The organism is Actinomadura sp. 1N219 (genome assembly GCF_044326405.1).
Classification (GTDB): Bacteria; Actinomycetota; Actinomycetes; order Streptosporangiales; family Streptosporangiaceae; genus Spirillospora.
In genome coordinates, this window is record NZ_JBIRAY010000001.1 from 84,198 (window position 1) to 107,764 (window position 23,567).

At 69.2% G+C, this 23,567-nt stretch carries 32 protein-coding genes; 17 read left to right on the forward strand and 15 right to left on the reverse strand.

Annotated features, from left to right (window positions below; all coding sequences use genetic code 11):
* Positions 1 to 90: 90 nt before the first annotated feature.
* The 8 genes from ACH35V_RS00390 to ACH35V_RS00425 all read right to left on the reverse strand — a co-directional run bounded on the left by ACH35V_RS00390 (position 91) and on the right by ACH35V_RS00425 (position 3,678).
* Positions 91 to 870 (reverse strand): GNAT family N-acetyltransferase, encoded by a 780-nt coding sequence (locus ACH35V_RS00390; RefSeq protein WP_395969448.1) that lies wholly within the window; start codon positions 868 to 870, stop codon positions 91 to 93.
* Between the two features lie 254 nt (positions 871 to 1,124).
* Positions 1,125 to 1,592, reverse strand: coding sequence for a hypothetical protein (locus ACH35V_RS00395; RefSeq protein WP_395969449.1), 468 nt, complete (start codon positions 1,590 to 1,592; stop codon positions 1,125 to 1,127).
* A gap of 165 nt (positions 1,593 to 1,757) precedes the next feature.
* Positions 1,758 to 1,973, reverse strand: coding sequence for a hypothetical protein (locus ACH35V_RS00400; RefSeq protein ID WP_395969450.1), 216 nt, complete (start codon positions 1,971 to 1,973; stop codon positions 1,758 to 1,760).
* A 45-nt stretch (positions 1,974 to 2,018) separates the two neighbouring features.
* Complete coding sequence (locus ACH35V_RS00405; RefSeq protein ID WP_395969451.1) at positions 2,019 to 2,207, reverse strand: DUF397 domain-containing protein; 189 nt, start codon at positions 2,205 to 2,207, stop codon at positions 2,019 to 2,021.
* A 29-nt stretch (positions 2,208 to 2,236) separates the two neighbouring features.
* Positions 2,237 to 2,425, reverse strand: a complete 189-nt coding sequence (locus ACH35V_RS00410; protein WP_395969452.1) for a DUF397 domain-containing protein — start codon at positions 2,423 to 2,425, stop codon at positions 2,237 to 2,239.
* Between the two features lie 28 nt (positions 2,426 to 2,453).
* Positions 2,454 to 2,651, reverse strand: a complete 198-nt coding sequence (locus ACH35V_RS00415; protein ID WP_395969453.1) for a DUF397 domain-containing protein — start codon at positions 2,649 to 2,651, stop codon at positions 2,454 to 2,456.
* A gap of 35 nt (positions 2,652 to 2,686) precedes the next feature.
* Positions 2,687 to 2,875 carry a DUF397 domain-containing protein gene (locus ACH35V_RS00420; RefSeq protein WP_395969454.1) on the reverse strand — a complete coding sequence of 63 codons (189 nt, stop codon included), beginning with the start codon at positions 2,873 to 2,875 and terminating at the stop codon, positions 2,687 to 2,689.
* Positions 2,872 to 3,678 carry a helix-turn-helix domain-containing protein gene (locus tag ACH35V_RS00425; RefSeq protein ID WP_395969455.1) on the reverse strand — a complete coding sequence of 269 codons (807 nt, stop codon included), beginning with the start codon at positions 3,676 to 3,678 and terminating at the stop codon, positions 2,872 to 2,874. The genes ACH35V_RS00420 and ACH35V_RS00425 overlap by 4 nt, the downstream gene beginning before the upstream one ends.
* Positions 3,679 to 3,794: 116 nt before the next feature.
* Here ACH35V_RS00425 and ACH35V_RS00430 point away from each other — a divergent pair, with 116 nt between their 5' ends.
* The 5 genes from ACH35V_RS00430 (at position 3,795) to ACH35V_RS00450 (ending at position 6,659) form a co-directional block, all read left to right on the forward strand.
* The gene (locus ACH35V_RS00430; protein ID WP_395969456.1) at positions 3,795 to 4,076 is read left to right on the forward strand and encodes a hypothetical protein; all 282 of its coding nucleotides are present in this window, start codon (positions 3,795 to 3,797) and stop codon (positions 4,074 to 4,076) included.
* Positions 4,077 to 4,240: 164 nt separating this feature from the next.
* Complete coding sequence (locus ACH35V_RS00435; protein WP_395969457.1) at positions 4,241 to 4,663, forward strand: hypothetical protein; 423 nt, start codon at positions 4,241 to 4,243, stop codon at positions 4,661 to 4,663.
* Positions 4,647 to 5,120, forward strand: coding sequence for a hypothetical protein (locus ACH35V_RS00440; RefSeq protein WP_395969458.1), 474 nt, complete (start codon positions 4,647 to 4,649; stop codon positions 5,118 to 5,120). Before ACH35V_RS00435 ends, ACH35V_RS00440 begins: the two co-directional genes overlap by 17 nt.
* 9 nt (positions 5,121 to 5,129) lie before the next feature.
* Positions 5,130 to 5,552 carry a hypothetical protein gene (locus ACH35V_RS00445; protein ID WP_395969459.1) on the forward strand — a complete coding sequence of 141 codons (423 nt, stop codon included), beginning with the start codon at positions 5,130 to 5,132 and terminating at the stop codon, positions 5,550 to 5,552.
* Between the two features lie 99 nt (positions 5,553 to 5,651).
* Positions 5,652 to 6,659: a nitronate monooxygenase gene (locus ACH35V_RS00450; protein WP_395969460.1), complete on the forward strand. Its 1,008-nt coding sequence runs from the start codon at positions 5,652 to 5,654 to the stop codon at positions 6,657 to 6,659.
* Here ACH35V_RS00450 and ACH35V_RS00455 read toward each other — a convergent pair.
* Complete coding sequence (locus ACH35V_RS00455) at positions 6,629 to 7,081, reverse strand: winged helix-turn-helix transcriptional regulator (RefSeq protein WP_395969461.1); 453 nt, start codon at positions 7,079 to 7,081, stop codon at positions 6,629 to 6,631. The two genes, ACH35V_RS00450 and ACH35V_RS00455, sit on opposite strands and share 31 nt — an antisense overlap.
* A 61-nt stretch (positions 7,082 to 7,142) precedes the next feature.
* On the opposite strand from ACH35V_RS00455, the gene ACH35V_RS00460 reads away from it, so the two are divergent.
* The 5 genes from ACH35V_RS00460 to ACH35V_RS00480 all read left to right on the forward strand — a co-directional run bounded on the left by ACH35V_RS00460 (position 7,143) and on the right by ACH35V_RS00480 (position 10,600).
* Positions 7,143 to 7,556 carry a YybH family protein gene (locus ACH35V_RS00460; RefSeq protein WP_395969462.1) on the forward strand — a complete coding sequence of 138 codons (414 nt, stop codon included), beginning with the start codon at positions 7,143 to 7,145 and terminating at the stop codon, positions 7,554 to 7,556.
* 179 nt (positions 7,557 to 7,735) lie between these two features.
* Positions 7,736 to 9,061, forward strand: coding sequence for a glycosyl hydrolase family 18 protein (locus ACH35V_RS00465; RefSeq protein WP_395969463.1), 1,326 nt, complete (start codon positions 7,736 to 7,738; stop codon positions 9,059 to 9,061).
* Between the two features lie 210 nt (positions 9,062 to 9,271).
* Complete coding sequence (locus ACH35V_RS00470) at positions 9,272 to 9,766, forward strand: MerR family transcriptional regulator (RefSeq protein WP_395969464.1); 495 nt, start codon at positions 9,272 to 9,274, stop codon at positions 9,764 to 9,766.
* Positions 9,648 to 9,962: a thioredoxin gene (gene trxA, locus ACH35V_RS00475; RefSeq protein ID WP_395969465.1), complete on the forward strand. Its 315-nt coding sequence runs from the start codon at positions 9,648 to 9,650 to the stop codon at positions 9,960 to 9,962. The genes ACH35V_RS00470 and trxA overlap by 119 nt, the downstream gene beginning before the upstream one ends.
* A gap of 5 nt (positions 9,963 to 9,967) precedes the next feature.
* Entirely contained in the window at positions 9,968 to 10,600 is a 633-nt protein-coding gene (locus tag ACH35V_RS00480; RefSeq protein ID WP_395969466.1) for a class I SAM-dependent methyltransferase, read from the forward strand.
* 26 nt (positions 10,601 to 10,626) lie between these two features.
* Here ACH35V_RS00480 and ACH35V_RS00485 read toward each other — a convergent pair whose 3' ends face one another.
* Positions 10,627 to 11,787 (reverse strand): tyrosine-protein phosphatase, encoded by a 1,161-nt coding sequence (locus ACH35V_RS00485; RefSeq protein WP_395969467.1) that lies wholly within the window; start codon positions 11,785 to 11,787, stop codon positions 10,627 to 10,629.
* A 391-nt stretch (positions 11,788 to 12,178) separates the two neighbouring features.
* Here ACH35V_RS00485 and ACH35V_RS00490 point away from each other — a divergent pair, with 391 nt between their 5' ends.
* The 3 genes from ACH35V_RS00490 (at position 12,179) to ACH35V_RS00500 (ending at position 14,791) form a co-directional block, all read left to right on the forward strand.
* Positions 12,179 to 12,814 (forward strand): DUF4360 domain-containing protein, encoded by a 636-nt coding sequence (locus tag ACH35V_RS00490; protein WP_395969468.1) that lies wholly within the window; start codon positions 12,179 to 12,181, stop codon positions 12,812 to 12,814.
* Between the two features lie 187 nt (positions 12,815 to 13,001).
* Positions 13,002 to 14,030, forward strand: a complete 1,029-nt coding sequence (locus tag ACH35V_RS00495) for a threonine/serine dehydratase (RefSeq protein ID WP_395969469.1) — start codon at positions 13,002 to 13,004, stop codon at positions 14,028 to 14,030.
* A gap of 83 nt (positions 14,031 to 14,113) precedes the next feature.
* The gene (locus tag ACH35V_RS00500; protein WP_395969470.1) at positions 14,114 to 14,791 is read left to right on the forward strand and encodes a hypothetical protein; all 678 of its coding nucleotides are present in this window, start codon (positions 14,114 to 14,116) and stop codon (positions 14,789 to 14,791) included.
* Here ACH35V_RS00500 and ACH35V_RS00505 read toward each other — a convergent pair.
* A complete protein-coding gene (locus ACH35V_RS00505) occupies positions 14,755 to 15,060 on the reverse strand; it encodes a hypothetical protein (protein ID WP_395969471.1) in 306 nt (101 codons plus the stop codon). The two genes, ACH35V_RS00500 and ACH35V_RS00505, sit on opposite strands and share 37 nt — an antisense overlap.
* A 178-nt stretch (positions 15,061 to 15,238) precedes the next feature.
* On the opposite strand from ACH35V_RS00505, the gene ACH35V_RS00510 reads away from it, so the two are divergent.
* Positions 15,239 to 16,237 (forward strand): adenosine deaminase, encoded by a 999-nt coding sequence (locus tag ACH35V_RS00510; RefSeq protein WP_395969472.1) that lies wholly within the window; start codon positions 15,239 to 15,241, stop codon positions 16,235 to 16,237.
* 26 nt (positions 16,238 to 16,263) lie between these two features.
* The gene (locus tag ACH35V_RS00515; RefSeq protein ID WP_395969473.1) at positions 16,264 to 16,656 is read left to right on the forward strand and encodes a putative quinol monooxygenase; all 393 of its coding nucleotides are present in this window, start codon (positions 16,264 to 16,266) and stop codon (positions 16,654 to 16,656) included.
* 18 nt (positions 16,657 to 16,674) lie between these two features.
* Here the strand turns inward: ACH35V_RS00515 and ACH35V_RS00520 are convergent, their stop codons facing one another.
* Positions 16,675 to 17,397, reverse strand: a complete 723-nt coding sequence (locus ACH35V_RS00520; protein ID WP_395969474.1) for a hypothetical protein — start codon at positions 17,395 to 17,397, stop codon at positions 16,675 to 16,677.
* A 150-nt stretch (positions 17,398 to 17,547) separates the two neighbouring features.
* On the opposite strand from ACH35V_RS00520, the gene ACH35V_RS00525 reads away from it, so the two are divergent.
* Positions 17,548 to 17,952 carry a RidA family protein gene (locus tag ACH35V_RS00525; RefSeq protein ID WP_395969475.1) on the forward strand — a complete coding sequence of 135 codons (405 nt, stop codon included), beginning with the start codon at positions 17,548 to 17,550 and terminating at the stop codon, positions 17,950 to 17,952.
* Positions 17,953 to 17,978: 26 nt separating this feature from the next.
* The gene (locus tag ACH35V_RS00530) at positions 17,979 to 21,344 is read left to right on the forward strand and encodes a BTAD domain-containing putative transcriptional regulator (RefSeq protein ID WP_395969476.1); all 3,366 of its coding nucleotides are present in this window, start codon (positions 17,979 to 17,981) and stop codon (positions 21,342 to 21,344) included.
* Here ACH35V_RS00530 and ACH35V_RS00535 read toward each other — a convergent pair.
* The 3 genes from ACH35V_RS00535 to ACH35V_RS00545 are packed head-to-tail and all read right to left on the reverse strand — an operon-like array spanning position 21,326 to position 23,449.
* On the reverse strand, positions 21,326 to 22,150 hold the full coding sequence (locus ACH35V_RS00535) for an ABC transporter permease (protein ID WP_395969477.1): 825 nt from the start codon (positions 22,148 to 22,150) through the stop codon (positions 21,326 to 21,328). The genes ACH35V_RS00530 and ACH35V_RS00535 overlap by 19 nt on opposite strands.
* Complete coding sequence (locus ACH35V_RS00540; protein WP_395969478.1) at positions 22,147 to 23,109, reverse strand: ATP-binding cassette domain-containing protein; 963 nt, start codon at positions 23,107 to 23,109, stop codon at positions 22,147 to 22,149. Before ACH35V_RS00540 ends, ACH35V_RS00535 begins: the two co-directional genes overlap by 4 nt.
* Before the next feature lie 52 nt (positions 23,110 to 23,161).
* A complete protein-coding gene (locus tag ACH35V_RS00545; protein WP_395969479.1) occupies positions 23,162 to 23,449 on the reverse strand; it encodes a hypothetical protein in 288 nt (95 codons plus the stop codon).
* Between the last annotated feature and the right edge of the window lie 118 nt (positions 23,450 to 23,567).

A 23,567-nucleotide genomic window follows, 5' to 3' on the forward strand; every position in this document is an offset into this window, starting at 1 on the left:
ACCCAACCCGCCGCCACGGGGAGGGGCGTGGCCGACCCGTCCCGCCCCGCGGATTCTGTGGCGCAAGGCTTCGCCCCTCTTCCAGATCCTTCAGAGGGGCGCGTCGACCGTGCGCTGAAGCCTGACTTGGCGTTCGGTGTCGGTGAATCCGAGTGATCGGTAAATCCCGATCGCCTCGGCGTTCGGATCTGCGACGATCACGAGTGTCCGCGCTCCCTTGGCCAGGGCCTCGACTCCGGCGAAGTGGACGAGTGAGGAGGCCAGGCCGCGTCGGCGGAAGGCGGGATGGGTCTCGACGTTCTGGTAGCGAGCGAGTCCTTGGCCGTCAAGGACGATACCCAGGCCCGCGCGCATCTCACCGTCCTCGAACGCGCCGAACCAGGTGATGTCGCCCGCCTCACACAGCCGTCGTTCCTCAGCGAGTTTCGCCGTCAGGAACGCGGTGTGCTCCTCCGACGGCGGCGACTCATCGCACGCGTGCCGCAGTTGGGCTGCCTGCTCCCAATCGTCTTCGGTCAGCGTGCGCAGGTCGGCTTGTGCCGGCCGTGCGGGGACTTGGAGGGAGGAGGCCGTGAGGACCGTGTTGGTCTCGACGCTGATCCCGAGCACCGCCCATTCTGCGCGCTGGCCCGCCTCCCCCTCGGTCCCGTCCACCCCGATTGCCAGGTGAGACGCCTCCGGGAATTCCGCAGCGAACAGGTCAGGAGCCTCCGGAAGCGCGTCGGGCGCGACGAGCACGAAGTTGCCCCACCAGAAGGACGGGTTAGCGGGCGTCCGAACCACCTGGTGAGATGGGCGGTCCAGGATGACCGAGCCGGCCAGACGGCGGAGCAACAGATCAGTGCGAAAAGCGAGAGATCGGACCTTCACCCGGCGATCCTAGGACCGGTTCTGGCTGGGCACCCACCTTGCTGTTTCGGGCGCGGGCGGCCAGAAGCGGGCGCCGGTGAGGACGGCGTCACAGGTGGCGGCCCATCCGTAGCGGCGGAGCAGCCGGAGATGCCCTGACCGTCGCCGTCCACCCCGGCGTGGGAAATTGCGCGAGACGACCCCGCGCGCTGGCGACGCGGCCTGCCGCACGCTCAGTCGTTGCGAGAGCCGGGCGACGCCAGACGCTTCGGCAGCTAGTGGTCCTTCCAGTCATCGAGAATGTCCTGCATTGACTGGCTGTACCAGTATCCGTTTCGCCGCCAGAAGTCCTGCAGGGTCGGACTTTCGTGGATTACTGAAGTAATGTAGTTTTGCCAGGCCTTCACGTCGTCGGTCTCGTGGTGATCGACAACCGCAAATACCATCTTGAAAAGGTCGAACAGCATCTCGGCCCCCGCGTCGCGTTGCTGGCGCCGTCGGCTCCTCCAACTGCCGGGACGGCGTCCATAAAGGTCAGCTCGTAAGCGTGGCCGATCAGCCAGAAACTGGTCGATGGAAACCATGGTTTGCATAGTGCTCAGATAAACCGAAGCCCGAATCGCTTCGGCAGTCGCCTGCGTCTGTCTGGCCTGCTCTCGGGCCTGCCTGGACAGAACCCTGAGCTGAAAGGCCACCACAAGCAACGTGCCCATGCTCGCCAGCCCTGGTACCACCGCTGCCACCGCAACCCAATTTGTATGCCCCATCTAACTCCCTGCTCGAAGACGGGCGTTGGATAGCCTGGTATTTCACCACTGAAAAGCGGCGCACTGTGGAACTAGGACTCTGGATTGTTGCGGACAGATTGAAGCATGGCGAACTGATGGTGTGCGAGCAGCTCGTGGCGGTCAAGAGGCAGCAGGGCCTGCGGTGGGGTTGGGACGGTAGGTGTTCTTGTCGTACGTGTCGTCGAACTGCCCGGCCAAGGCCCGTTGATGGAGCCGCGAAAGCGCCCGGCGGCGACGCAACACGGCGCTGTCTTCGGCAAGTGCCGTGTTGACCGTGTCCTTCAATGCTGTGGACGCGAAGGCTTCTTCGGCGATGTCAATCAACCCCTTGGTCACAACCCGCCCCGACCGCATCAGGCCGAGGGCTCATGGGACGCGAGTTCAGGCCAAGTCGTGGTCGCCGCTTTTGATGTGGCGGGTGAGCGCGTGCCATGCGGTGGTGTTGAGGGTGAGTCTGGGGCCATGCGGGTCCTTGGAGTCCCGCACCGCGACCAGTGAGGTGAGGTCTGCGACCTCGACACAGTTGCCCTCCTGAACACCGCTGTAGGAGGACTTGCGCCAGTTGATCATGGGCCCTGCTCCATTGCGCGTGGACGGGGTCAGGTGCGGTCGTGGTCGCCGTTCTTGATTCTGCGGGTGAGGGCGTGCCACGTGGTGGTGTGGAGGGTCAGCTTGGGACCGTGCGGGTCCTTGGAGTCGCGTACGCCGATGTTTCCAGCGAGGTCCGCGATCTCCACGCAGTCACTCCCGCTGGTGTTGCTGCGGCTGGACTTGCGCCACTTGGTCATGGGCCCTGCTCCATTGTGCGTGGACGGGTCAGGTGAGGTCGTGGTCGCCGTTTTTGATTTGGCGGGCGAGTGTGTGCCATGTGGTGGGGGCGAGGGTGAGTTTGGGGCCGTCCGGGTCATTGGAGTCTCGAACACCGATGTTGCGTTGCAGCCCTGCAACTTCGACGCAGTCACTCTGGCTGCCGCTGCTGCCGCTGCGGGTTGACTTGCGCCAGATGGGAGTCACCGAAAACCCTCCATCGCTTGTGCTCTGAGCCGGGGTCAGGTGAGGTCGTGGTGGCCGTTCTTGATTCTGCGGGTGAGTGTGTGCCAGGTGGTGGTGGTGAGGGTGAGCTTGGGGCCGTCCGGGTCCTTGGAGTCGCGCACGCCGATGTTTCCGGCGAGGTCGGCAATCTCCACGCAGGCACTCCCGCTGGTGTTGCTGCGGCTGGACTTGCGCCACTTGGTCATTGGTAGGTCTCCATCGCTCGTTCGATCAGAGCCCGCGACGGGCCGAGGGGGGTGGCGAGATCGCTTATCCGGTCGTACTTTACTGCGACGCTTTGAACCTCCGCCGGGTCGAGCATGAGCCGACCTCGCGTGGACGCGTCGTCGAAGGCGATGTCTCTGTCGTCCACCGTCAGGAGCTGGAACGGGCCGTCGAGCCCGCAGTGCGCTCCGACCTCGCGCTCTAGTACTCGGATGCTGACGTTGGGGAGTTCTCCGATTTCGAGCAGTCGGGCGAGCTGCCCCTTCATGATCTCGGCGCTGCCGATGGGCTGGGCGAGAACCGCCCAGTTGAGGATGACGGACATGTACGGGATCTTCGGCCGGTCGAGCACGGCCGTCTGCCGCGCCAGCCGTTGCTCCAGTGCCCGTTCGGGGTCGTCGGCAAGTCCGACGCGCAGGGCGGCGCGCGCGTAGTCGGGGGTCTGGAAGAACCCCGGTACGAGGACGGTCTCCCACATCCGGTGACGTGTTGCCCGCTCCTCGTAGGCCGCGAGGCCCGTCATCCAGTCTCCGGTGTCGATGGCGGTCGCGAAGCGAACGAGCCGCTCGAACAGACCGTTCGTGTGCCACAGCGCGTCGAGCTGCTTGGCGTACCCGTCGGTAAGTCGACGGATGCCGTTCTCCCACCTGGAAACCGTGGAACGATCAACGTCCAACCGTTCCGCGAGCTGGTTGCCGGACAATTGGTGCAACTCGCGTTGTCTCCGCACCTCAACGGCTATGAGATGCCAGAGCGAGCGGTCTGGATTGAGATCACTGATCATGATCAAAGGCCTCCTCGGGCGTTGCCGTTCGTTCCGGAACGTAGCGAGAATATCGCCCTGTGTCGCATCCTAGTCGGCGAAAGGAAGAATTCGATCCGACCAGGAAAGTGATCTTCATGGGCGTCAATCGCGGTGAGATGAGCGCACTCGACGTCGTCCGCAATCCGTCGCTTGCCCATTCCGATGATCGGGCTATTGTCCGGCTTCGGTTGGAATTCGTCGGATATCGGATCTGGCGGTCGGTGCGGGCGGACGGGTCGCTGGGGGAGTGGGTGGCGAGCCTGCATGACCCGGCGGTGGGAGTCGATCCGACCGTCATGTGCCCCACCGCCGAGGAATTGCGGGCGGCGCTGGTCAAGGAGGGCGAGCGCGCCGAGTTGCGCGCCAGGTTCCGGTGACGCGCGGAGGCGCAGGGAGGCTCCGCGTTGGTCGCCGGTCCCGGGGCCGCTGGTCATAGGCCGGCGGGCTCGGAAGCGCGGGCGGTGCGCACCCCCGTCCCCCCGGGTGCGCCGCCCGCGTCCCTCCGCCGAAGAGACGAGCCGAACACAGCGAGGTGAGCTCTATGAGTTTCGACAAGGGGCGGCATGCGGCGACCGTGGACGCGCCGCCGCGCAACGAGCGGCGCGAGTACCTCTCCGCGTTGCACGAGGGCGTGCGGGCGCACCCGGAGTTGGCGGGCGGGCTGATCGAGCGACGCGGCGTGAGCTGGGTGAGCGTCGTCCGGTACGGCGGCCCGCGACGGACGGCCGAGATCGGCTGCGACTTCCGCGACGGCGGGTGGTGGTTCTGCTGGGCGGCCGACGGCCGCGCCATCGCGCCCGCGTCCGACATCACGCGTGCGCTCGACGCGATCACGCGCGAGCTCGCGGAGGTGGACGGGCATTCCCCCAGATTCCGTGCTCCGGGCCGGCAGGCGCGCATCCGGGGCGGCGGTAGTGACGACGAGGCGCGCGCCGTTGGAGGGCACCGTGACCATCACCACTGACCGGGCGGCTCAGGCCGTCAAGGATCCGCGTGAGCTTGTGCCGCCCGAGGTGTGGAGCCTGCTCGTCGAGGACCTGCGGCGCTACCACCACGTCACCCTCGCCTACGCCGAGCGGATGTTGGGGCAGGCGCTGGTCTTCCTGAAGGCGCAGGCGGAGATCGTCCGGGCTCGGCGGGAAGGACGGGCGTGGGAGCGGATCGTGCCGACCTCGCCCGTCGACCCGGCGTGGCACGCGTTCATTCTGCGGTCGCAGGATTACGGTGCGTTCTGCGAGGAGCACGCGGGCGAGTACATCCACCACGTCCCGTACCAGGACGAGGCCATGCTGAGCGGTGACGCCCTGGAGGCCACCATCCCGCAGTTGGAGGCGACCGGGTACCGGGTGGACGTGGAGTTCTGGCACGGCGAGCGGTCGCCGTGCTGCCCGCCGGAGTGCAACAACATGGGCGGGAAGTGACCCACTCCGATGACGCAGCAGATCGCCCCTGACACGACCAGGCGGGCGGGCGTCCAGCCCACGCATTACCACTGCTACGCGTGGTCGGGTGCCGGACGGGAGTGGGAGCGGCTCGGGAAGACCGACACGCTCGACCTCAACAGTCCCGATCGGCCGCCCGTGCGGACTGTCGATTGGCTGATCAAGTCGGCACGGTTCATCGCGGCCGTGTACGACGAGCCGAGGGCTGCTTGCGACTGGCTGATGGGTGAGTGGGGGCGGGCGTGCGAGAAGGCGCTGAACTCCGTCCCGGAATGGATGAGCAGTGAGGACCGGGCGGTGCGTGCGCTGCGGGCGATCGAGACCGGTTGCTGGCCGTCTTACAGCCAGTGGCTCGTCGGTGGTGTGATCGTGCTCATGGCCGTGGTCGGCACGGACGGGACGTGTCACTGAGCACGGCGAAGGGCGTCCCTCGCCCGCTGCGGAGGTGGGCGAGGGGCGTTCGACATGCAGGGCGGTTTCGCTGTGGCCTGCTTCGTTATCGTGGTGATCATGACGCTGTCGTCGTGGCCTGAGGTTCCGGTCGTGCAGGCGCCCATGGCAGGTGGGCCGTCGACTCCGGCGCTGGCCGCTGCTGTATCGGACGCGGGCGGGCTCGGGTTCCTCGCCGCCGGATACAAGAGCGTCGAGGCCATGCGCGCCGACATTGCCGCGACGCGGGAGCTGACGTCCCGGCCGTTCGGGATGAACGTCTTCATGCCGTCGCTGGACGAGATCGACCCCGCCGCCGTCACCGCCTACCGCGACCGGCTCGTCCCAGAGGGCCAGCGCTTGGGTGTCTCTCCTGGTACGCCGTCCGCTCGTGATGATGCTTATGAGGCCAAGGTCGCCGATCTGCTGGCCGACCCTCCGGGGTTTGTGAGCTTCACGTTCGGTTGTCCGTCTGCGGACGTCATCGGCGCCTTCCAGGCGCGCGGGGCCGTGGTGATCGTCACGGTGACCACTGTTGAGGAGGCCCGGGAGGCTTCCGCCGCTGACGCACTCTGCGTTCAGGGAGCCGAGGCGGGTGGGCATCGCGGCTCGTTCGGCAACACGTCCGACGATCCCGTGCCGTTGCGCACGCTGCTTCGGGACGTCCGCGCCGTCACGGCGCAGCCGCTCATTGCGGCGGGTGGTCTGGCCTCCGCTGCGGACGTCGCCGAGGTCCTCGCGCTCGGGGCCGCCGCCGCGCAGCTCGGGACGGTGTTCGTCCGGTGTCCGGAGAGTGGTGCGAGTGCCGTGCACAAGGCGGCGCTTGCCGATCCTCGCTTCACCTCGACCGCGATGACCAGGGCGTTCAGCGGACGGCCCGCGCGCGGCCTCGTCAACCGGTTCCTGACCGAGCATTCAGCGCATGCGCCTGCCGCCTACCCCGACGTCCATTTCGTCACCTCGCCGTTGCGCAAGGCGTCCGCTGCCCAGGGCGACCCGGACGGCGTCAACCTGTGGGCCGGGGAGTCCTTCCGGGACGCCGAAGAGATCCCGGCCGGTCAGCTCGTCGTCCGTCTGTCTGGGGGCTGAGGCGTCTCGCTTCCCCAGTCCCAGAGGGCCTGGAGTACCGGGCCTAGGGCTCGGCCGCGCGAGGTCAGCGCGTATCGGGTGCGCGGCGGCCAGCCCGGCTCGCGTCGACGGTCGACTACGCCTGAGCGGACGAGGTGTGCCAGGCGGTCCGTCAGGACCTTGTCCGAGAGGGCGGGCAGCGACTGGCGCAGCTCGCTGAACGAATGGTCATGCCGGAGAAGTTCGCGGAGGACGAGGGTCGTCCAGCGTCCGCGAAGAGCGTCCAGCGTGATCTCGACCGGGCAGGACGCGCTCGGCTCGGCGACGTCCGCCCGCGGATCATCGGGCAGCCCCGGATGGCGCCCGGCCCGCTCCGGACGGCGCTCGGGCCGCTCCGGACGGCGCTCGGGCCGCTCCGGGCGGCCAACCGTTTGGTTAGTCACGAAGCGGCCTCCTAGCGTCCGGGACGGACGATGCCATGCCTGTCTATCGCGAAGGATGACCATGCGCCCACTGGCCGACCGTCCCGAAGACGTCCCGTTCGTGTTCGCGGAGCGTTTCAACAGCGGCGACCCGGCCGCGCTAGCCGAGGTGTACGAGGACGGCGCGGTGTTCGTCCCAGAGCCGGGTTCGCCGCTCACCGGCGCGGACGCTCTCGCCGCCAACGTGGAGTTCATGGCGCTTGGAGTACCGATCACGGTGAGCCCCCGGCACGTCTACACGACCGCAGACCTCGCGCTGCTCATCGTCGACTGGGTAATCGACGGCGTGGACCGTGCCGGACACCCGGTCCACATCGAGGGCACCGCCACCGACGTCGCCCGCCGCGGATCCGACGGTCATTGGCGCTACATCATTGACAATCCCTTCGGGTGCGCCCCGCCCGACCGTCCGGCCCAGGCCATGCCCGCGGGTTAGAGGGCTTCCCGGCCCGGAATGGCGCCGGTACTCTGCTACTGGCGTCCATGCCGGTTTTGTGCCATGCGCTTGGGAGAGTCCCGTTCGGGACTTGTGTCTGGCTCTCCACCGGCTCCTCAGTGCCCCCCGTCCTGCCGAGGAGTCCCGTGAAACACCACCCCCCCAAGCGTTTCAGTTTCATGCACAGACGTTGGTCCGCGGCCACGGCCGCGCTGGCCTCGGCGGTCACGGCGGTCCTGCTGTCGGTCGTCGCGCTGGTCGTGCTGTCCGCGCCGTCGTCCGCCCAGCCGTCCTCCCTGGCCGTCTGCACCTACCCCGCATGGGGCGAGGGCGGCAGCTACGCGGCCGGGACCAAGGTCACCTACAGCGGCCGGGGCTACGAGGCCCGCGTCGCCCACACCGCCTACACGGGCGCCGGCTGGAACCCGGCCGCCACCCCCACCCTGTGGCGTGACCTCGGGGTCTGCGACGACTCGCAGCCGCCGACCACCCCGCCCACCACCCCGACGACGACGCCTCCCACCACCACGCCGCCGCCCGAGGGCGAGCCGACGTGCGCGGTCAAGGGCAAGCCCGCGGGCAAGATCCTGCAGGGCTATTGGGAGAACTGGGACGGCGCGTCCAACGGCGTCCACCCGCCGTTCGGCTGGAGCCCGATCGAGAACCCGGTCTTCAAGCAGCACGGCTACAACGTGTTCAACGCGGCGTTCCCCGTCATCCGCTCCGACGGCACCGTCCTCTGGGAGGACGGCATGGACAACACCGTGAAGGTCGCCACCCCTGAGCAGATGTGCGCGGCCAAGGAGGCCGGCGCGACGATCCTGATGTCGATCGGCGGCGCGACCGCCGGCATCGACCTCGGCTCCCGCAGCGTCGCCGACAAGTTCATCGAGACGGTCGTGCCGATCCTGAAGAAGTACAACTTCGACGGCATCGACATCGACATCGAGACCGGCCTGACCGGGTCGGGCAGCCCCGCCACGCCGTCCACGTCCCAGGCCAACCTGATCCACATCATCGACGGCGTGCTCGCCGCGATGCCGTCCAACTTCGGGCTCACCATGGCGCCGGAGACCGCTTACGTGACCGGCGGCAGCGTCACCTACGGCTCCATCTGGGGCGCGTACCTGCCGATCATCAAGAAGTACGCCGACAACGGCCGCCTCTGGTGGCTGAACATGCAGTACTACAACGGCAGCATGTACGGCTGCTCCGGCGACTCCTACTCGGCCGGGACGGTCGAGGGCTTCGTCAAGCAGACCGAGTGCCTGAACAAGGGCCTCGTCGTCAACGGCGTCACCATCAAGGTGCCGTACGACAAGCAGGCCCCGGGCCTGCCCGCACAGCCGGGCGCTGGCGGCGGGTACATGTCGACGGGCCTGGTCGGACAGGCGTGGAACAGCTTCAACGGGCAGCTCAAGGGCCTGATGACCTGGTCCATGAACTGGGACGGCTCGAAGAACTGGACCTTCGGCGACAACGTTAAGAGGCTCCAGGGCCGCTAGCAATCCTCCTCAAGGCGGGCCCGGCGGTGACCACCGCCGGGCCCGTCCCACGTCCGGCCTCGGTCGGACGCGGGACGCCTGCGGCCTCGGTCCGACGCGGGGCGCGTCCGGCCTCGGCTGCTTGACCTTGACGCCGGTGTCAGGGGATACCGTCGCAATCAGCCACAGGACGGGCATCTCAGCCACAGGACGGGCATCGAGGAGGGGCCGATGCGGATCGGGGAACTGGCCGCCCGCGTCGGTGTGAGCACCCGCACCCTGCGCTACTACGAGCAGCAGGGGCTGCTGCCCGCGCGGCGCGCCGCCAACGGCTACCGACAGTACGAGGAGGCGGACGTCCGGCTCGTCGCGGAGATCCGCTCGCTGCTCGCGGCCGGTTTCACGCTGGACGACACCCGCCCGTTCGTCGACTGCCTCCGCGCCGGACACCCCGACGGGGCGGCCTGCCCCGAATCGGTCGCGGTGTACCAGCGCAAACTCGCCGAGATCGACGCCGACATCCGCGCGCTGATCCGCCGCCGAGCCGACATTTCCGACCAGCTGTCCCGGGCCTGCCCGGGCTGCCCGCTCACCCGGGAGAAGACGAATGATCACACTGACGGCGGAGAACTTCGACGCCCGCGTGCTCCACGGCGACAAGCCGGTACTGGTCGAATTCTGGGCGGACTGGTGCCCTCCCTGCAAGATGATCGCGCCGATCCTTGAGCAGATCGAGGCGGAGCACGGCGACCGCCTGACGGTCGCGAAACTCAACGGCGACGACCATCCCGAAATCGTGGCCCGGTATGGCGTGATGGGATTCCCGACGCTTAACCTCTACCGCGACGGCGAGGTCGTCCGGCAGATCGTCGGTGCCAAACCCAAGCGGCTCCTCCTCGCCGACCTGGAAGGCCATTTCTGACGACCGTGGAACACGACTCCACCCGTGAGGGTTACGACACCGTCGCCGAAACATACGCCGCGAGGTTCCGCGACGAACTGGCGGGCAAACCGCTGGATCGTGCCTTGCTCGCGTCCCTCATCGAGCAGACGGCCCCCGGCACCCCTGTCGCCGATCTCGGCTGCGGCCCAGGTCACGTGGCCGCCTGGATGGGCGAGAGGGGCGCGAAGACCGTTGGGATCGACCTCTCAGCCGCGATGGTCTCCGCTGGACGGCGCGAGTACCCGGACGTGGAATTCCGTGAGGGCGACCTGCTCGCATTGCCCGCCGCGGACGGTGAGTTCGGTTCGGCGATCGCGTTCTATTCCATCATCCATCTGGCGCCGTCCGAGCTGCCGAGGGCCTTCGCGGAAGTCCATCGGACCCTGCGCCCATCGGGCCTCTTCCTGGTCGCGTTCCATGTCGGTACGCACGTCCGCCATCTGGACGAGTGGTGGGGCCACGAAGTGAGCATCGACTTCCAATTCTTCGAGCCCGCGCACGTCGCGGACCTCCTGGAAGCCGCAGGCTTCAAGGTGGAGATGCGAATGGAACGCGTCCACCACTCCGACGAGGTCGAAACCCGCCGCGCCTACCTCCTGGCCCACCGCATCCTCTAGCCGCGCGGCATGCGTGGGCGGCCCTTTCAGCTCGTCAGCAGTGTGCGCCGCAGGTTGGTGATCGCCCGCTGATCGAGGCCGAGCCCTTCGTGCAGGTAGCCCTCGAGGCTCCCATAGCTGCTGCGCACTCCATCGAAGAACGCCTCAATGTATGCGGCCCGCTGCTCCATGAGCGGACGGATCAGTTCGACGTCGATGCCCTTGCTCGCCAGGTAGGCGTATGTCTGCTCGTGGTCCGCCGCCAGGTATTTGTTGGAGAGCAGGTAGTCGTCGATGACGGTCTTCTCCGGGACGCCGAGCAGGCGAAGTATCACCGCGGACATCACGCCGGTCCGGTCCTTGCCTGCAGTGCAGTTGTACAGCAACGGTGTGCGAGCATTGTCACCCAGTTGCAGCAATACCTGCCTGAAACCCTTACGAGCTGCCTCGGCCGTCGCCATCTTCCGGTAGCCGTCGAGGTTGATCTGGACGGCCTTGCCATTGCCGAGCATTTCCTCCAGCACGCCCGGATCACCGGATTCCAGCGCCTTCAGGATGGCCGCGGCGAGCGCGTTTCCGCCCTCGTCCAGCAGCGGGATGTTGACCACGGACGTGCCGGACGGCACCCGGTTGGGACCCGATCTGTCGATCTCCTCCTGCCCGCGGAAGTCGACGGCCGTGGCCAGGCCGAGGGAGGCCAGCCTCGTGACGTCCGCGTCGGTCAGCTCGGCGAGGGCGTCCGACCGGTAGACGAGACCCCAGCGCACCGCCCGGCCGCTGGCGGTCTCATAGCCGCCGAGATCCCGGACGTTGTCGGCGCCGGTCAGCGCGATGTGCCGCAGGCCGACGACCAGGCCGTCCGTCCGCGCCGAACGCTGGTGACCGAGCTCGAAGAACCAGTGCCGCGCCGGATCGAGGCCGTTCACCCGGATCTGATCGGCCGCCGTCACACCGACCAACCGGCCGTACCGCGATGGGTCGCGCGGGTCCGTCGAGGCGTAGACGAAGACCTGGCCCCGGCGTCCCCGCGGCCAGTCGAGCGTGTAGGAGCCGTCCGCCGCGCGCACTGCCGAAGCCGTGCTGATCTTCGGGTTGCCATGCGAAGCCGCGTGCGCGAACGGCGCCACGGGCTGGACCAGCCCCAGCGCAGCGACTGCACTGACCGCGACGCACCCCGTCCGGAACGCCATTGCCGCTGTACGGGCCATACGATCCCCTCCCACGGTCGACCGCGACCGGCCGATCACACGGCGGCAGCCTCACACGCCAGGACGAAACGGTGCCCCCCAAGTCCCAATGTGCGGGACGCCGTGGACGGCGACCCCACCCGGGGTGGACCGCCTGGCCGACGTCCTGTTTAAGGCCGAGTGCGGGCGTCGCGGGCCGCTGAAATGGAACGGTCCTTGTCAAAATCCAAGGGTTGACTGTCAACAATGCACATTGAGTTGAAATTTGCCGATTGACAATACTTGGGCGCTTGGTTACCTTCTCGGCAAACGATCTTGATCTTATATCTGTTGCCGGGCGCTTGGAAATCTACATTCCCGGCCCGTCCCGCCGCCTGCAGAAAAGCGTCCAATCCCGTGAAGGAGAATTCGCATGCATAAGGGGATCGCACTATCCGCCGCGGCCGCCGCCGCGCTCGCCCTGACTGCTGCGTTCGTCGCACCGGCCGCCGCGTCCGCGCCGGCGGCCTTCCCGCCCATCGAGATCGAGATCGTGAGCGCGAACGGCTCCGGGTGCGCAGGCGGCACCGTCGCGGCGAGGATGGCGGACGATTTCGAAGTCCTCAGCCTCGCCTTCGCCGACTACACGGCCCAGGCGGGTGGCTCCTCAGCGCCCGCCGACGCTCGCAAGGACTGCCGTCTCAGCCTGAAGATGGACCTCCGCAAAAACTTCTCCTACGCCGTCCGGGCGACGGACTACCGCATGACCTCCGAGGTTCAGTCCGGCGCGAGGGCGATCCTCAAGGCCGACCACAACTTCCAGGGCAATCCGCAGAACGAAATGAAGACGTACCAAATTCCTGGCCCCGGCGGTGGGACCTACCAGTTCACCGATAAACCGTCCCAGCCCGTGTGGAAACCGTGCGGTGCGGAGCCGACGCTCGACATCAGCACGGAACTGCGAGTCATCAGAGGATTCGACCGGTCCAAGGTCGACTCCGTCTCCATGAGCTCCTTCGACGGCAGCGTGAAGCAGACCTACCACCTCGAATGGAAGCCGTGCCCCTGACCCGCACCTTGCCCGCCAGGACGTAGCGAGCGTCGGCAGGCTCGGTCCGGGCGGGCCAGACCAACCTCTACCGGCCGTCCGACCACCCTGTGTTCCTCGGAGAAGTGACCGGTGCGGGGCTTCGCCCCGGCGGGCGGCACGGGAGCAGTAATGGGCGCGATTGTCTCGTCCGGCGTGGGGGCGTGGCATGCTGGGCGGCGTGGGCGATCTCGGTCGTGTTCGGCTCCGGCTCGATCGGATTCGCGGCGCGCTCGGTGAAATCGATCCGGTGTTCCTCGACACTCCGGCGCTGGAATGCGCGCCGCTCGGCCAGGTGCTCGGATGCTCGATGACGCTGAAGGTCGAGACGCTCAATCCGGTGCGGAGTTTCAAAGGGCGCGGCACGGAGACGGTGGCGGCCGCGGCTCGCGAGAATGGCGTGTCGCGAATGGTGTGCGCGAGCGCCGGGAATCTCGGGCAGGCGCTGGCCTACAGCGGCTCGCGCCGGGGCCTGGACGTTACCGTCGTGGCGGCGAGAACCGCCAACCCGCTCAAGCTGCGCCGGATCGCCGACCTCGGCGCGCGGGTCCGGCTCGAAGGCGAGGACATCGAGGACGCCCGGCGGCTGGCACGCGACATCGCGGAGACCGACGGCGCCTACCTGCTCGAAGACAGCTTGGACCTGGCGACCTGCGAAGGAGCCGCCACGATCGGTCTTGAGCTCGTCCGGGACGATCCGGCGCTCGACGTCGTGCTCGTGGCCCTCGGCGGCGGTGCGATGGCCAGCGGTGTCGGCTACGTCGTGCGTTCGCTCGCCGGGCGCGCGCAGGTGATCGGAGTCCAGCCCACCGGTGCGCCCGCGATGGCGCTGTCGTGGCGGCACGGCGCGGTCGTCGAGACCGACCGCATCGAGACCATCGCCGACGGCGTCGCAGGTCGCTGCCCGATCCCCGAGGTGTTGGACGACCTGCTCGTCGTCCTCGACGACGTGGCGCTCGTGACCGAGGACTCGATCAAGGCCGGAATGCGTTTGCTCTACGAGCACGCGGGACTCGTCGCCGAGCCCTCCGCGGCGCTCGGGATCGCCGCCGTCCTGGAGCAGCCGGAGCGGTTCGCCGGACGGCGCGTCACCACCATCCTGTGCGGAAGCAATGTGGGACCGGCCGACTTCGCCCAATGGATGCTGGAACCTTTCACGCGCGCCGACCGCCGGCCGTCGAAGGCCGACCCATCTTGAGCGAAATGGTGCCGGTCGAGGTCGGAACATAGACTTGATGCCGTGTTGTCGAAGCCTTGAAGGAGGCTGGGCATCATGGCGTCATGACGGAGATGGTCGACGACGTTATCGCCCGGTGGCGCGACAGTTTGACTTCGGAGAACATCGACGACGCGCGGATCGACGGAGCCGCCCAGGGGACGATTGCTCGGCTAAGTGACGGGGATTCCTTTCAGGTGATCAGCGCCTTGGGCCTCCTGGCCGGTGTCAAGGCAGAGGTCGGCGGCCTAGCGGGGATCTTTGGCAATGACTCCTTCGAGGCGGTGGGCATCGCGTCGCAGTTGGGGATTGAATCGTCGCAGTTGGTTCCAGCGGACGCGGATGCGGCGCTCGTCACTCCTCCCGACAGCTCCGTTCCGACCCTGATATTTCGCGGTGCGGCCCGCGACGATCCATCACGCCTCGACTCGGCATTGACGGGTACCGTCCGGGATTCGAGGAATCAGCTCAGCGGCCAACTCGATTTGACCGGATCGCTGGACGCTCGGCGCTGGTATTGCGCTTGGATCTGCGCCCTCTGCGCAGCCGCGATCCTGGACGGCATCCCCTTCGATGAAATTCCCGCTTGTGCAGGATGCCTGGTGTGCATAAAGCTGAACCCCCGCAGTAACGCGCATCGATACCCGCGTCCGCGAGCGATTCGATCACTGGTTGCGACGGGGGGCCGTTCGTCACCGATCGGCAGTCACCACCGGGTTTCCAGCCTGACCGAGACGACCTGATGGACGCCGCACAGCACACGCGAGACGGCGCCCACTGCCACCCAGGGCCCCACGCAGTCGACCTCACCGACATTCGGGTCGAAATGCCGCTGCCGCATGATCACGCGGTGCTCGCCGGTGCCGCCGGTGCACCGGCTCTCCGCGTTGCGCGAGTCGATCGTGGTGGTGAAGCAACCAGTCGGGGTGGCCGAGGCGCTGGGCGCGATGCCCACCAGTCCCGCCGCGGTGGCCACGACGGCGAGCGAGACCATGGCCGCCTTCCTGCCCACCCGAGTCACCTGTGTGTTCTTCATCGGTTCCGTCCCTTCATGCGACCGCGAACAACCACCCGAGGTTCGTATCCGGGTGGTCGCTGGATGACCGACCGACGGGATTCTTCTGCTCGGCATGGCCCGACCCCGGGCGCGAGGAACCCCGACGGCCTTCGCCGGCCGATAAATTCGGGTGGTGAAGGTCTCGGATTCCCTTGCGAAGTTGCCGAAAGCCGATCTGCACGTCCATCAGGAAGCGACGCGCTATCTCGATCTGATTCTGGCCGAGCGCGAGGGCCGGGAGCCGTACGACTGGTCGGCCTGGCGGCGCCGGCTGGCGGCTGAGCTTCCGCCCGGCAAGGAGCGCTTGCAGCGGATCGGCTCGGTACAGCCGGTTCCGCTTGAACACGACCTCGACGACGAACTGTTCGTCGCGAGGTTCGCGGCACTCATGCGCGATCACGCTGCCGCGGGCGCGTGTTACGTCGAGATTCGCTGCGGTGGTGAGGTCGTCACGCGCGACGGCTTCATGTCGATGTTTCGGCAAGCCGAGCAGCAGGTGCGGGCTGACCATCCGTGCCTGCGCGCCGAGGCGCTGGCGATCGTCGTCCACACGGGGCAGGACCCCGAACGCGCGGACGCGTTCGCCGACGGCTGCATCCGCGCAGCCGCCGAAGGGCTGGCGGGGATCGACTTCCTCTATGCGCCCTACGACACCGAGGCGGACTGGGCCCCCATGTACCGGCTCGCGGAGCGGTTCACCGAAGCCGGGCTGGGGATCACGGCGCACGCGGGCGAGGTGTCGACGGCCAATATCGCCGCCGCGGCGCGAATGCCGGGTCTGACCAGGATCGGGCACGGCATCCACGCCGCGGCGGACCCGGAGCTGCTGCACCTGCTGGTCGACAAGGGGGTGACGCTGGAATGCGCCCTGACGTGCAACGACTTCTTCGGCGTCCTGCCGGGGATCGAGGAGCATCCGCTGCCGCGGCTGGTCGAGGCGGGCGTCGCGGTCACACTGGCCACGGACAATCCCGTCCAGCTCAGCACGACGATCGAGCAGGAGTACGCCGTGGCGGCCGGGCTCGGCATGAGCGCTGAGCAGCTCGCCGGCTTCACCCGGAACGCGATCCGGGCGGCGTTCACCTCGGACGAACGCAAGTCCGCGATGCTCGGCGAGCTGGCCGGCGGCTGAGCCGATCGCAGCTCTCCGCGTGCGCGGTGTTCCGGCTCGTCCGTTCGGCGGGCTGGTGGCCGGTGTTCGCGGCTGGCCAGAATGTCGGCGTGGGCTGGCAGGCTGGAGCGGTCGGGGTGACCAGAGGGACGAAGGCCAAGATGATCATTATTTCGGGGAAGTTGTACGTGGACGACCGCGAGGCTTATCTCGCGGGATGCCGGGAGGTGGTCGAGCAGGCGCGGGCCGCGCCGGGCTGTCTCGACTTCGCGCTGTCGGCCGATCTGGTCGAGCCGGATCGGATCAACGTCTACGAGCGATGGGAGACCGACGAGGACCTCGAACGTTTTCGCGGCTCAGGGCCCGAGCCCGAGCAGGCCGCCCAGATCCGTGGCGCGGAGGTGATGCGGTTCCGAATCTCCGGGGTTGAGGCGCCCTAGGCGGCGTCCGGCAACGGGCTACGACCAGGTGATCGATCCGAGGTTGTAGTGCTTGTTGAAGTCCGGGGACGGGTCTTCCTCGAACTGAGTCTCTTTGCCATACGGCGGGTCGTCGTACTGCACTTCCGTCATGGGACGAGAACGGGATGACACCCTGAGCAAGCAGGTCTTCCATTCGGCGCCCTTGCGACCGAACTCGGTGGAATCGGGTGGGTTGCCCTCCCGGCAGCCCGGCAGCCCTTTCTCGCCGAGCATGGTCACGGCCGGGCCGAAGTCGCCGAACTCGCCGTTGAAGCGCGGCGTATCCGGCGAGAAGTCGTTGCCGCTCTCGTTGGTGATGGTGATCTTGGCGTAGTAAGCGATGTGGCGCTTGAGCAGCGCCCTGTCGTCTTCGTCGAAGTTGCCTTCGACCTTTGATCCCGGAGCCGTCCGGATGCGCTGCACCACGATGCCGAGCACACCCTCGCTGTAGGTCTTCAGCAGGGGGTAATAGTGGCGGACGGGCACGATCGCCTTTTCGCCGAATCGCAGTCGCGCGCGAGGCCGGGTCATGTCACCGGTCAGCCGGAGCGGTGCGGTCGGAATCGCGGTCGTCCCGAATGTCGGCGTCGACGCCGCGGGCGATGGGGCCTGTGGCGCCGTGGCGGGCGTGGTGGGAGCCGCCGAGGGTGCGGTCGACTCACCCGCGGAACAGCCCGCCAGCATCAGGCAGGGGAGCAGGACGAGGACACGGCTGCGCATACGGGAAGTATCTCTGAATGCCGCCAGGACCCGTCCTGAAATGAATGCCGCCGAGTCAGGATTGTGCGCATGACACCAGAACAGGCTCTTGTGAGGTTGGGGTTGGGCGATGTGCGTCCGCCCGATCCGATCGGACGGTTCGTGTACGGCGTGCGAGCCCGTGACTTCTTCTATGTGTCCGGCACGTACGGGACGGCCAAGGGCGATGACGGTCACGACTATCTGCCGATCAGCGGGAAGCTCGGCCGGGACATCGACGTGGAGCAGGGCTACGAGTCCGCGCGGCTGGTCGCGATCAATTTGCTGGCCATGGCGCGTGCCGAACTCGGCAGTCTGGACGTGGTCGAGCGACCCGTCCGGCTCGCGGGACACGTCAATTCCACGCCGGAGTTCGCGCAGGCGCCCGCCGTGCTGGACGGGGCGTCCGACCTGCTCATCGAGGTCTTCGGAGAGGAGCGCGGCACGCATGCGCGGATCGCGCTCTATCAATCCGACCTGCCCCGGCAGGCGCCGCTCGCCGCTGAGCTGATCTTGCTGCTGCGCGAGGACGCGTGACGAGCGCCGCGTGGCAGAGTTGAGGGGTGCGCGTAGGGATTCTTGGTCCGCTGGCGGTGACGGACCAGGGGAAGGACGTCGCGATCCGGGGCGCACGGCTGCGGGCGCTGATGATCCGGCTGGCGCTGGAGCCGGGGCGGACGGTCACCGTCGAGTCGCTGGTCGATGCGCTGTGGCCGGACGGCGGCCCGGGAGACCGCGTGCATGCGTTGCAGGCGCTCGTCTCGCGGTTGCGGCGCGTCCTGCCTGGCGCTGGTCGGCTGCGGTCGGTGCCCGGCGGGTATGTGCTGGACGCCGAGGCCGTGGACGCTCCCGAGTTCGAGCGGCTGGCGGCGGAAGGCGGCCGGGCGCTCCGTGAAGGGGACGCGAAGCTCGCCGTTGAGCGCCTGACCAGCGCGCTTGAGCTGTGGCGAGGCGACGCGCTCGCCGACGCGGCGGGAATCCCGTTCGCCGAGGCTGCGGCCGTGCGGCTGGAGGCGCTCCGGCTCGCGGCGACCGAGGACCGGGTGGCCGCCGAGCTGGCCACGGGCGCCGAGCCGGTGCGGCTGGCGGCGGAGCTGGAGGAGCTGGCGGCGCGGCATCCGCTGCGGGAGCGGTTGCGCGCCCTGCTGGTCGAGGCCCTGCACCGGGCCGGGCGCTCGGCGGAGGCGCTCGCGGCGTTCGAGGAGTTCAGGGGCCGCCTCGCCGAGGAGCTGGGCGCCGACCCCGGGCAGGAGTTGCAGGACGCGTACCTGGCGGTGCTGCGTGCCGTCCCGCGCGTTCCGGACGGGACGGCCCGCGGCAACCTGAGAGTGCCGCCGACCAGCTTCGTCGGGCGGGAGGCCGAACGCGCCTGGATCGCGCGGCGGCTCTGGGAAGGACGGCTCGTCACCCTGGTCGGGCCGGGAGGTTCGGGGAAGACGCGGCTGGCCACGACGGTCGGCGCGGAGCTGTCCGGTCGGTTCCCGGGCGGGGTGTGGCTGGTGGAGCTGGCGGCGGTCGGCGACCCCGACGAGGTGCCGCGCGCGGTGGCGGACGTGCTCGGCCTGCGGGACGGGACGAGCCACCTCGTCGAGGCCCTGTCCGCGGACGAGACGCTGATCGTCCTGGACAACTGCGAGCACGTCGTCGAAGCCGCCGCCCGGCTCGCCGACGATCTCCTCGGCACGTGCCCCAGCCTGCGCGTCCTCGCGACGAGCCGGGAGCGTCTCGGCGTCGACGGCGAGGCGCTGTGCCCGGTGCCGCCGCTCGACGTCCCCGAGCCGGGCGGGGACGCCCTGGAGTCGTCGGCGGTGGAGCTGTTCGCGGAGCGGGCGGCGGCCGTCCGGCCCGGGTTCGCGCTGAGCGGGGACGGCGCGGCCGTGGCCGGGGAGATCTGCCGCCGCCTGGACGGCCTGCCGCTGGCGATCGAGCTGGCCGCGGCACGGCTGCGCTCGATGTCGCTGGACCAGCTCGCCGCCCGCCTGGACGACCGGTTCCGCGTCCTGTCCGGCGGCAGCAGGACGGCCCTGACCCGGCACCGGACGCTGCGCGCGGTCGTCGCGTGGAGCTGGGACCTCCTGGACGCCGCCGAACGCCGGTTCGCCGAGCGGCTGTCGGTGTTCCCCGGCACGATCACCCCGGAGACCGCGTCCCGCGTGACCGCCACGCCGCAGGCCCGCCACGCAAGCGACCCGCTCGACGGACGTGACGCGCTCGACGGGCGTGAGCCGCTCGACGGGCTCAACGCGCTCGACGGGCTCGGCGGGCGTGATGCGCTCGGCGGGCGTGACGGGCGTGACGGGCGTGACGGGCGTGACGGGCTCGGCGGGCTCGGGCTCGGCGGGCTCGATGGGCGTGATGCGCTTGACGGGCTCGGCGGGCGTGATGCGCTGGACGTGCTCGACTCGCTCGCCGATCGGTCGTTGCTCCAGGTCGTGGAGGGGGACGAGCCGCGGTTCCGGATGCTGGAGACCATCCGCGAGTACGGGCGGGAGCGGCTGGCGGAGGCCGGAGAGCTGGACCGGGTCCGGGCCGCGCATGTCGCGTGCTTCCTCGACCTGGCGGAGCGCGCCGAACCGCACCTTCGCGGTCCCCGGCAGCTGGAGTGGTTCTTCCTGCTAGCCGCCGAACGCGAGAACCTCATCGCCGCCCTGCACCACGCAGTGGACGCGGGCGACGGCGGGTCCGCCGTCCGGCTGGGGGCGGCGCTGGCCACGTTCTGGATGATCCTCGGCGACCACGCGGAGGCGGCCCGCAGGCTGCGGCTCGCGCTGGAGGCGCCGCGCCAGGGGCGGCCCGTCCCGGACGACGCGGAGGCGATCGCGCTGGGCGGCTACCTGTTCAACACCGTCATGGCGGGCGGCGATGCCCGCGACGACCCGTTCATCGGCGCGCGGGGCCGGGACTCGGCGCATCCCCTCGCCGCGATGATCGAGCCCGCCATCGCGCTGCTCACCGACGACACGGCGCGCGGCGTCGCGGCCATCGACCGCCGCCTGCCCGAGCGCGACCCCTGGACGAGGGCCGCCCTGCACCTGATGCGGGCGATGCTCAACGGCAACCGGGGCGAGATGGACGCGGCCCACCAGGACATCGCCGTCGCCGTGACCGGGTTCCGCGAAGCGGGGGAGCGGGTCGGCCTGTCGCTCGCGCTCGTCTTCCTGGCGGACGCGCAGACCGTCGGGGGAGAGTTCGACGCCGCCATCGCCGGGCTGGAGGAGTCGATCGAGCTGCTCCGCGGGCTGGACCAGGGCGACAACACCGGCATGCAGCGGGTGATGCTCGCGGTGGCCCGGGCCCGGTCGGGCGACGTCCGGCGGGCCCGGGACGAGCTGACCGCGATGATCGAGCCGGGTGCGGGGACGCAGGCCCGCCACCTGGTGTCCGTCCGGCTGGCCCTGGGCGATCTCGCACGGCACGCCGGTGACGCGGACGAGGCGCGCGAGCACTATGGCGTCGCCGGGCGCGAGCTTGGGCGCGTCCCGTCCTATCCGCAGTACGGGTCGCTGTACGAGACGGGGATGGCGCAGCTCGCGATCGGAGCCGGTGACCTGGACGCGGCGCGCGGGCATCTGCGCAAGGCGCTCGACCTCGCCGTCGACGGGCCGGACATGCCGATCGCCGCCGTCGCCGGGATCGCGATCGCCCGCCTCCGCGCCCACGCCGAACCGGAGGCTCCGGCCGGTGCCGGTGCCGATGCGGATGCCGGTGCGGAGGCCGAGGCGGCGGCGGCCGAGGCGGCGGAGGTGCTTGGGGCGGCGTCCGTCCTGCGGGGTGCGCCCGACGCGTTCAATCCCGACGTCGTGCTCGTGACCCGCCGCCTGCGCCGGGCGCTGGGCGAGCGCGCCTTCCGCGCCGCCTACGACCGGGGAGCACGCCTGGACGTGCCCGGCGTGCTCGCCCTGCTGGAAGATCAGCTCCGCCGCCGGTAGACGTACCCGGCGAGCGGGCCGAACACGGCGAGGAAGCCCGCCGACCACAGCAGCGTCATGGTCGCGGGCTCCGCCACCGGGCCGCCGATCAGGAGCCCGCGCGACGCGTCCACGGCGTCGCTGACCGGGTTGACCTTCACCCACGCCTGCAGCCAGCCGGGCAGCGTGTCGGCCGGGACGACCATGTTCGTGCCGAACGCCAGCGGGAAGATCCCGAGGAACGCGACCGTCTGCACGACCGTGACCTCCCTGATCAGGACGCCGATCAGCACGTTGAGCCAGCTCAGCGAGAACCCCAGCGCGGTCGCCAGGCCCACGGCGGCGAGCGCGCTCGGCAGGTCGGTCTGGGCGCGGAAGCCGAGCAGGTAGCCGGTGCCGAACAGGACCACCGCCGCGACGACGTACCGGATCAGGTCGCCCAGAACGAGACCGATCAGCGGCGCGGACCGTCCGATCGGGAGGCTGCGGAACCGGTCGAACACGCCTTTCTTGACGTCGATGTTGATGCTGATCCCGGTGGACAGCATCCCGGCCAGGAGCAACGTCATCACCAGCACGCCGGGGAACACGTACTGCAGGTAGTCGTGCGTGGAGCCGGAGACCGCGCCGCCGAACAGGTACACGAACAGCAGCAGGAACAGGATCGGCATGAACAGCGCGTCGGTGAGCACTCCGGGGTTGCGCCTGGTTTTGGTCAGGCTGCGTCCGGCGAGCAGGAGGCTGTGCCGCACCAGCCTGTAGGGGCGCCTAGGGCGCGCGTCGTTTTGCACGGTCGCGTTGCCCGTTTCCAGGACGGTGTCAGTCATGCCGCTGCCTCCGCGTCGTCGGTGCGGTGGCCGGTCAGGGTGAAGAACACCTCGTCCAGGCTGGGCAGGCGCAGCGACAGTTCGGTGACGCCGATCCCGGCGGTCTCCAGGCGGCGGACGGCCTCGCCGAACGCCCGCTCCCCGTCGTCGCCGGTCACCGGTACCGAGATCACGTCGCGGCGGGGGGACTCGGCGTCCCGTCCCGAGACCGCGTTCAGGATCGCCGCGGCCTCGATGAGCCGTGCCGGGTCACGGGGCCGGACGGTGATCGTCTGGCCGCCCGCGAGCCGCTTCAGCTCGGCAGGCGTGCCGGACGCGATCACGGTCCCGCGGTCGATGACGGTGATCTCGTCGGCGAGCGCGTCGGCCTCCTCCAGGTACTGCGTGGTCAGCAGGACGGTGCCGCCGCCGTCCGTCATCGACCGGATCATCGCCCACGCCTCCTCCCGCTTGCCCGGGTCGAGGCCGGTGGTCGGCTCGTCCAGGTAGATCACGGCGGGACGCCCGATCATGCTGGCGGCCAGGTCGAGGCGGCGCCGCATCCCGCCCGAGTACGTCGACACGCGGCGTCCGGCGTCGTCGGTCAGCTCGAACCGGTCCAGCAGGTCGGCGGCGCGGGCCTGTGCCTCCGCCTTGCGCAGGTCGAGGAGCCGCCCGATCAGGACGAGGTTCTCCCGCGCGGTGAGGTCCTCGTCCACCGAGGCGTACTGGCCGGTGAGGCCGATCAGCTCGCGCACCCGGGCCGCGTCGCGGACGACGTCCAGCCCGCAGACCTCCGCCCTGCCCGCGTCGGGCCGCAGCAGCGTCGCGAGGATCCTCACGGCCGTCGTCTTCCCCGCCCCGTTCGGCCCGAGGACGCCGAGGACCGTGCCCGGCCGCGCGGCCAGCCCCACACCGGCCAGCGCGGTCGTCTTCCCGAATCGTTTGACCAGGCCATCGGCCTGAAACGCGTAGCTCATGCCCCCGAGGCTGCCGCGCGCCGCTCACAAACCGCTCACACGTGCGGATCGGTCAGCTCAGGTCGAACTTGACCTCCTCGCCCGCCACGGACGTGACCTTGATCGTCACGCCGCCGACCTTCGCGCTCTCGCCCACCGCGATCGTCGCCGGCGCCGAGCCCCCGGCGGACACCGTCATGCCCTGGGCGGTGATCTGGGAGACCGTGACGTTTAAGTCCTTGACCTCGATGGTCTGACCGGCACCGGACACCGTCACATGGCATTTGTCGTGCATGCAGGAGTACGAATTTCCCTGGCAGCCGCTGACCAGCAGCGCACCACCGAGCACAAGGCCGGCCACGACGGGAACTGAACGGAACACTGCCCCTCCTCTGGCGAACACCATGTCGGAGGAATAGATGCACAAAGCCCGCCTCTAGTTCCTGGGCGGGGGGAGGGAAAAGTGGCGCGGGTCGGGG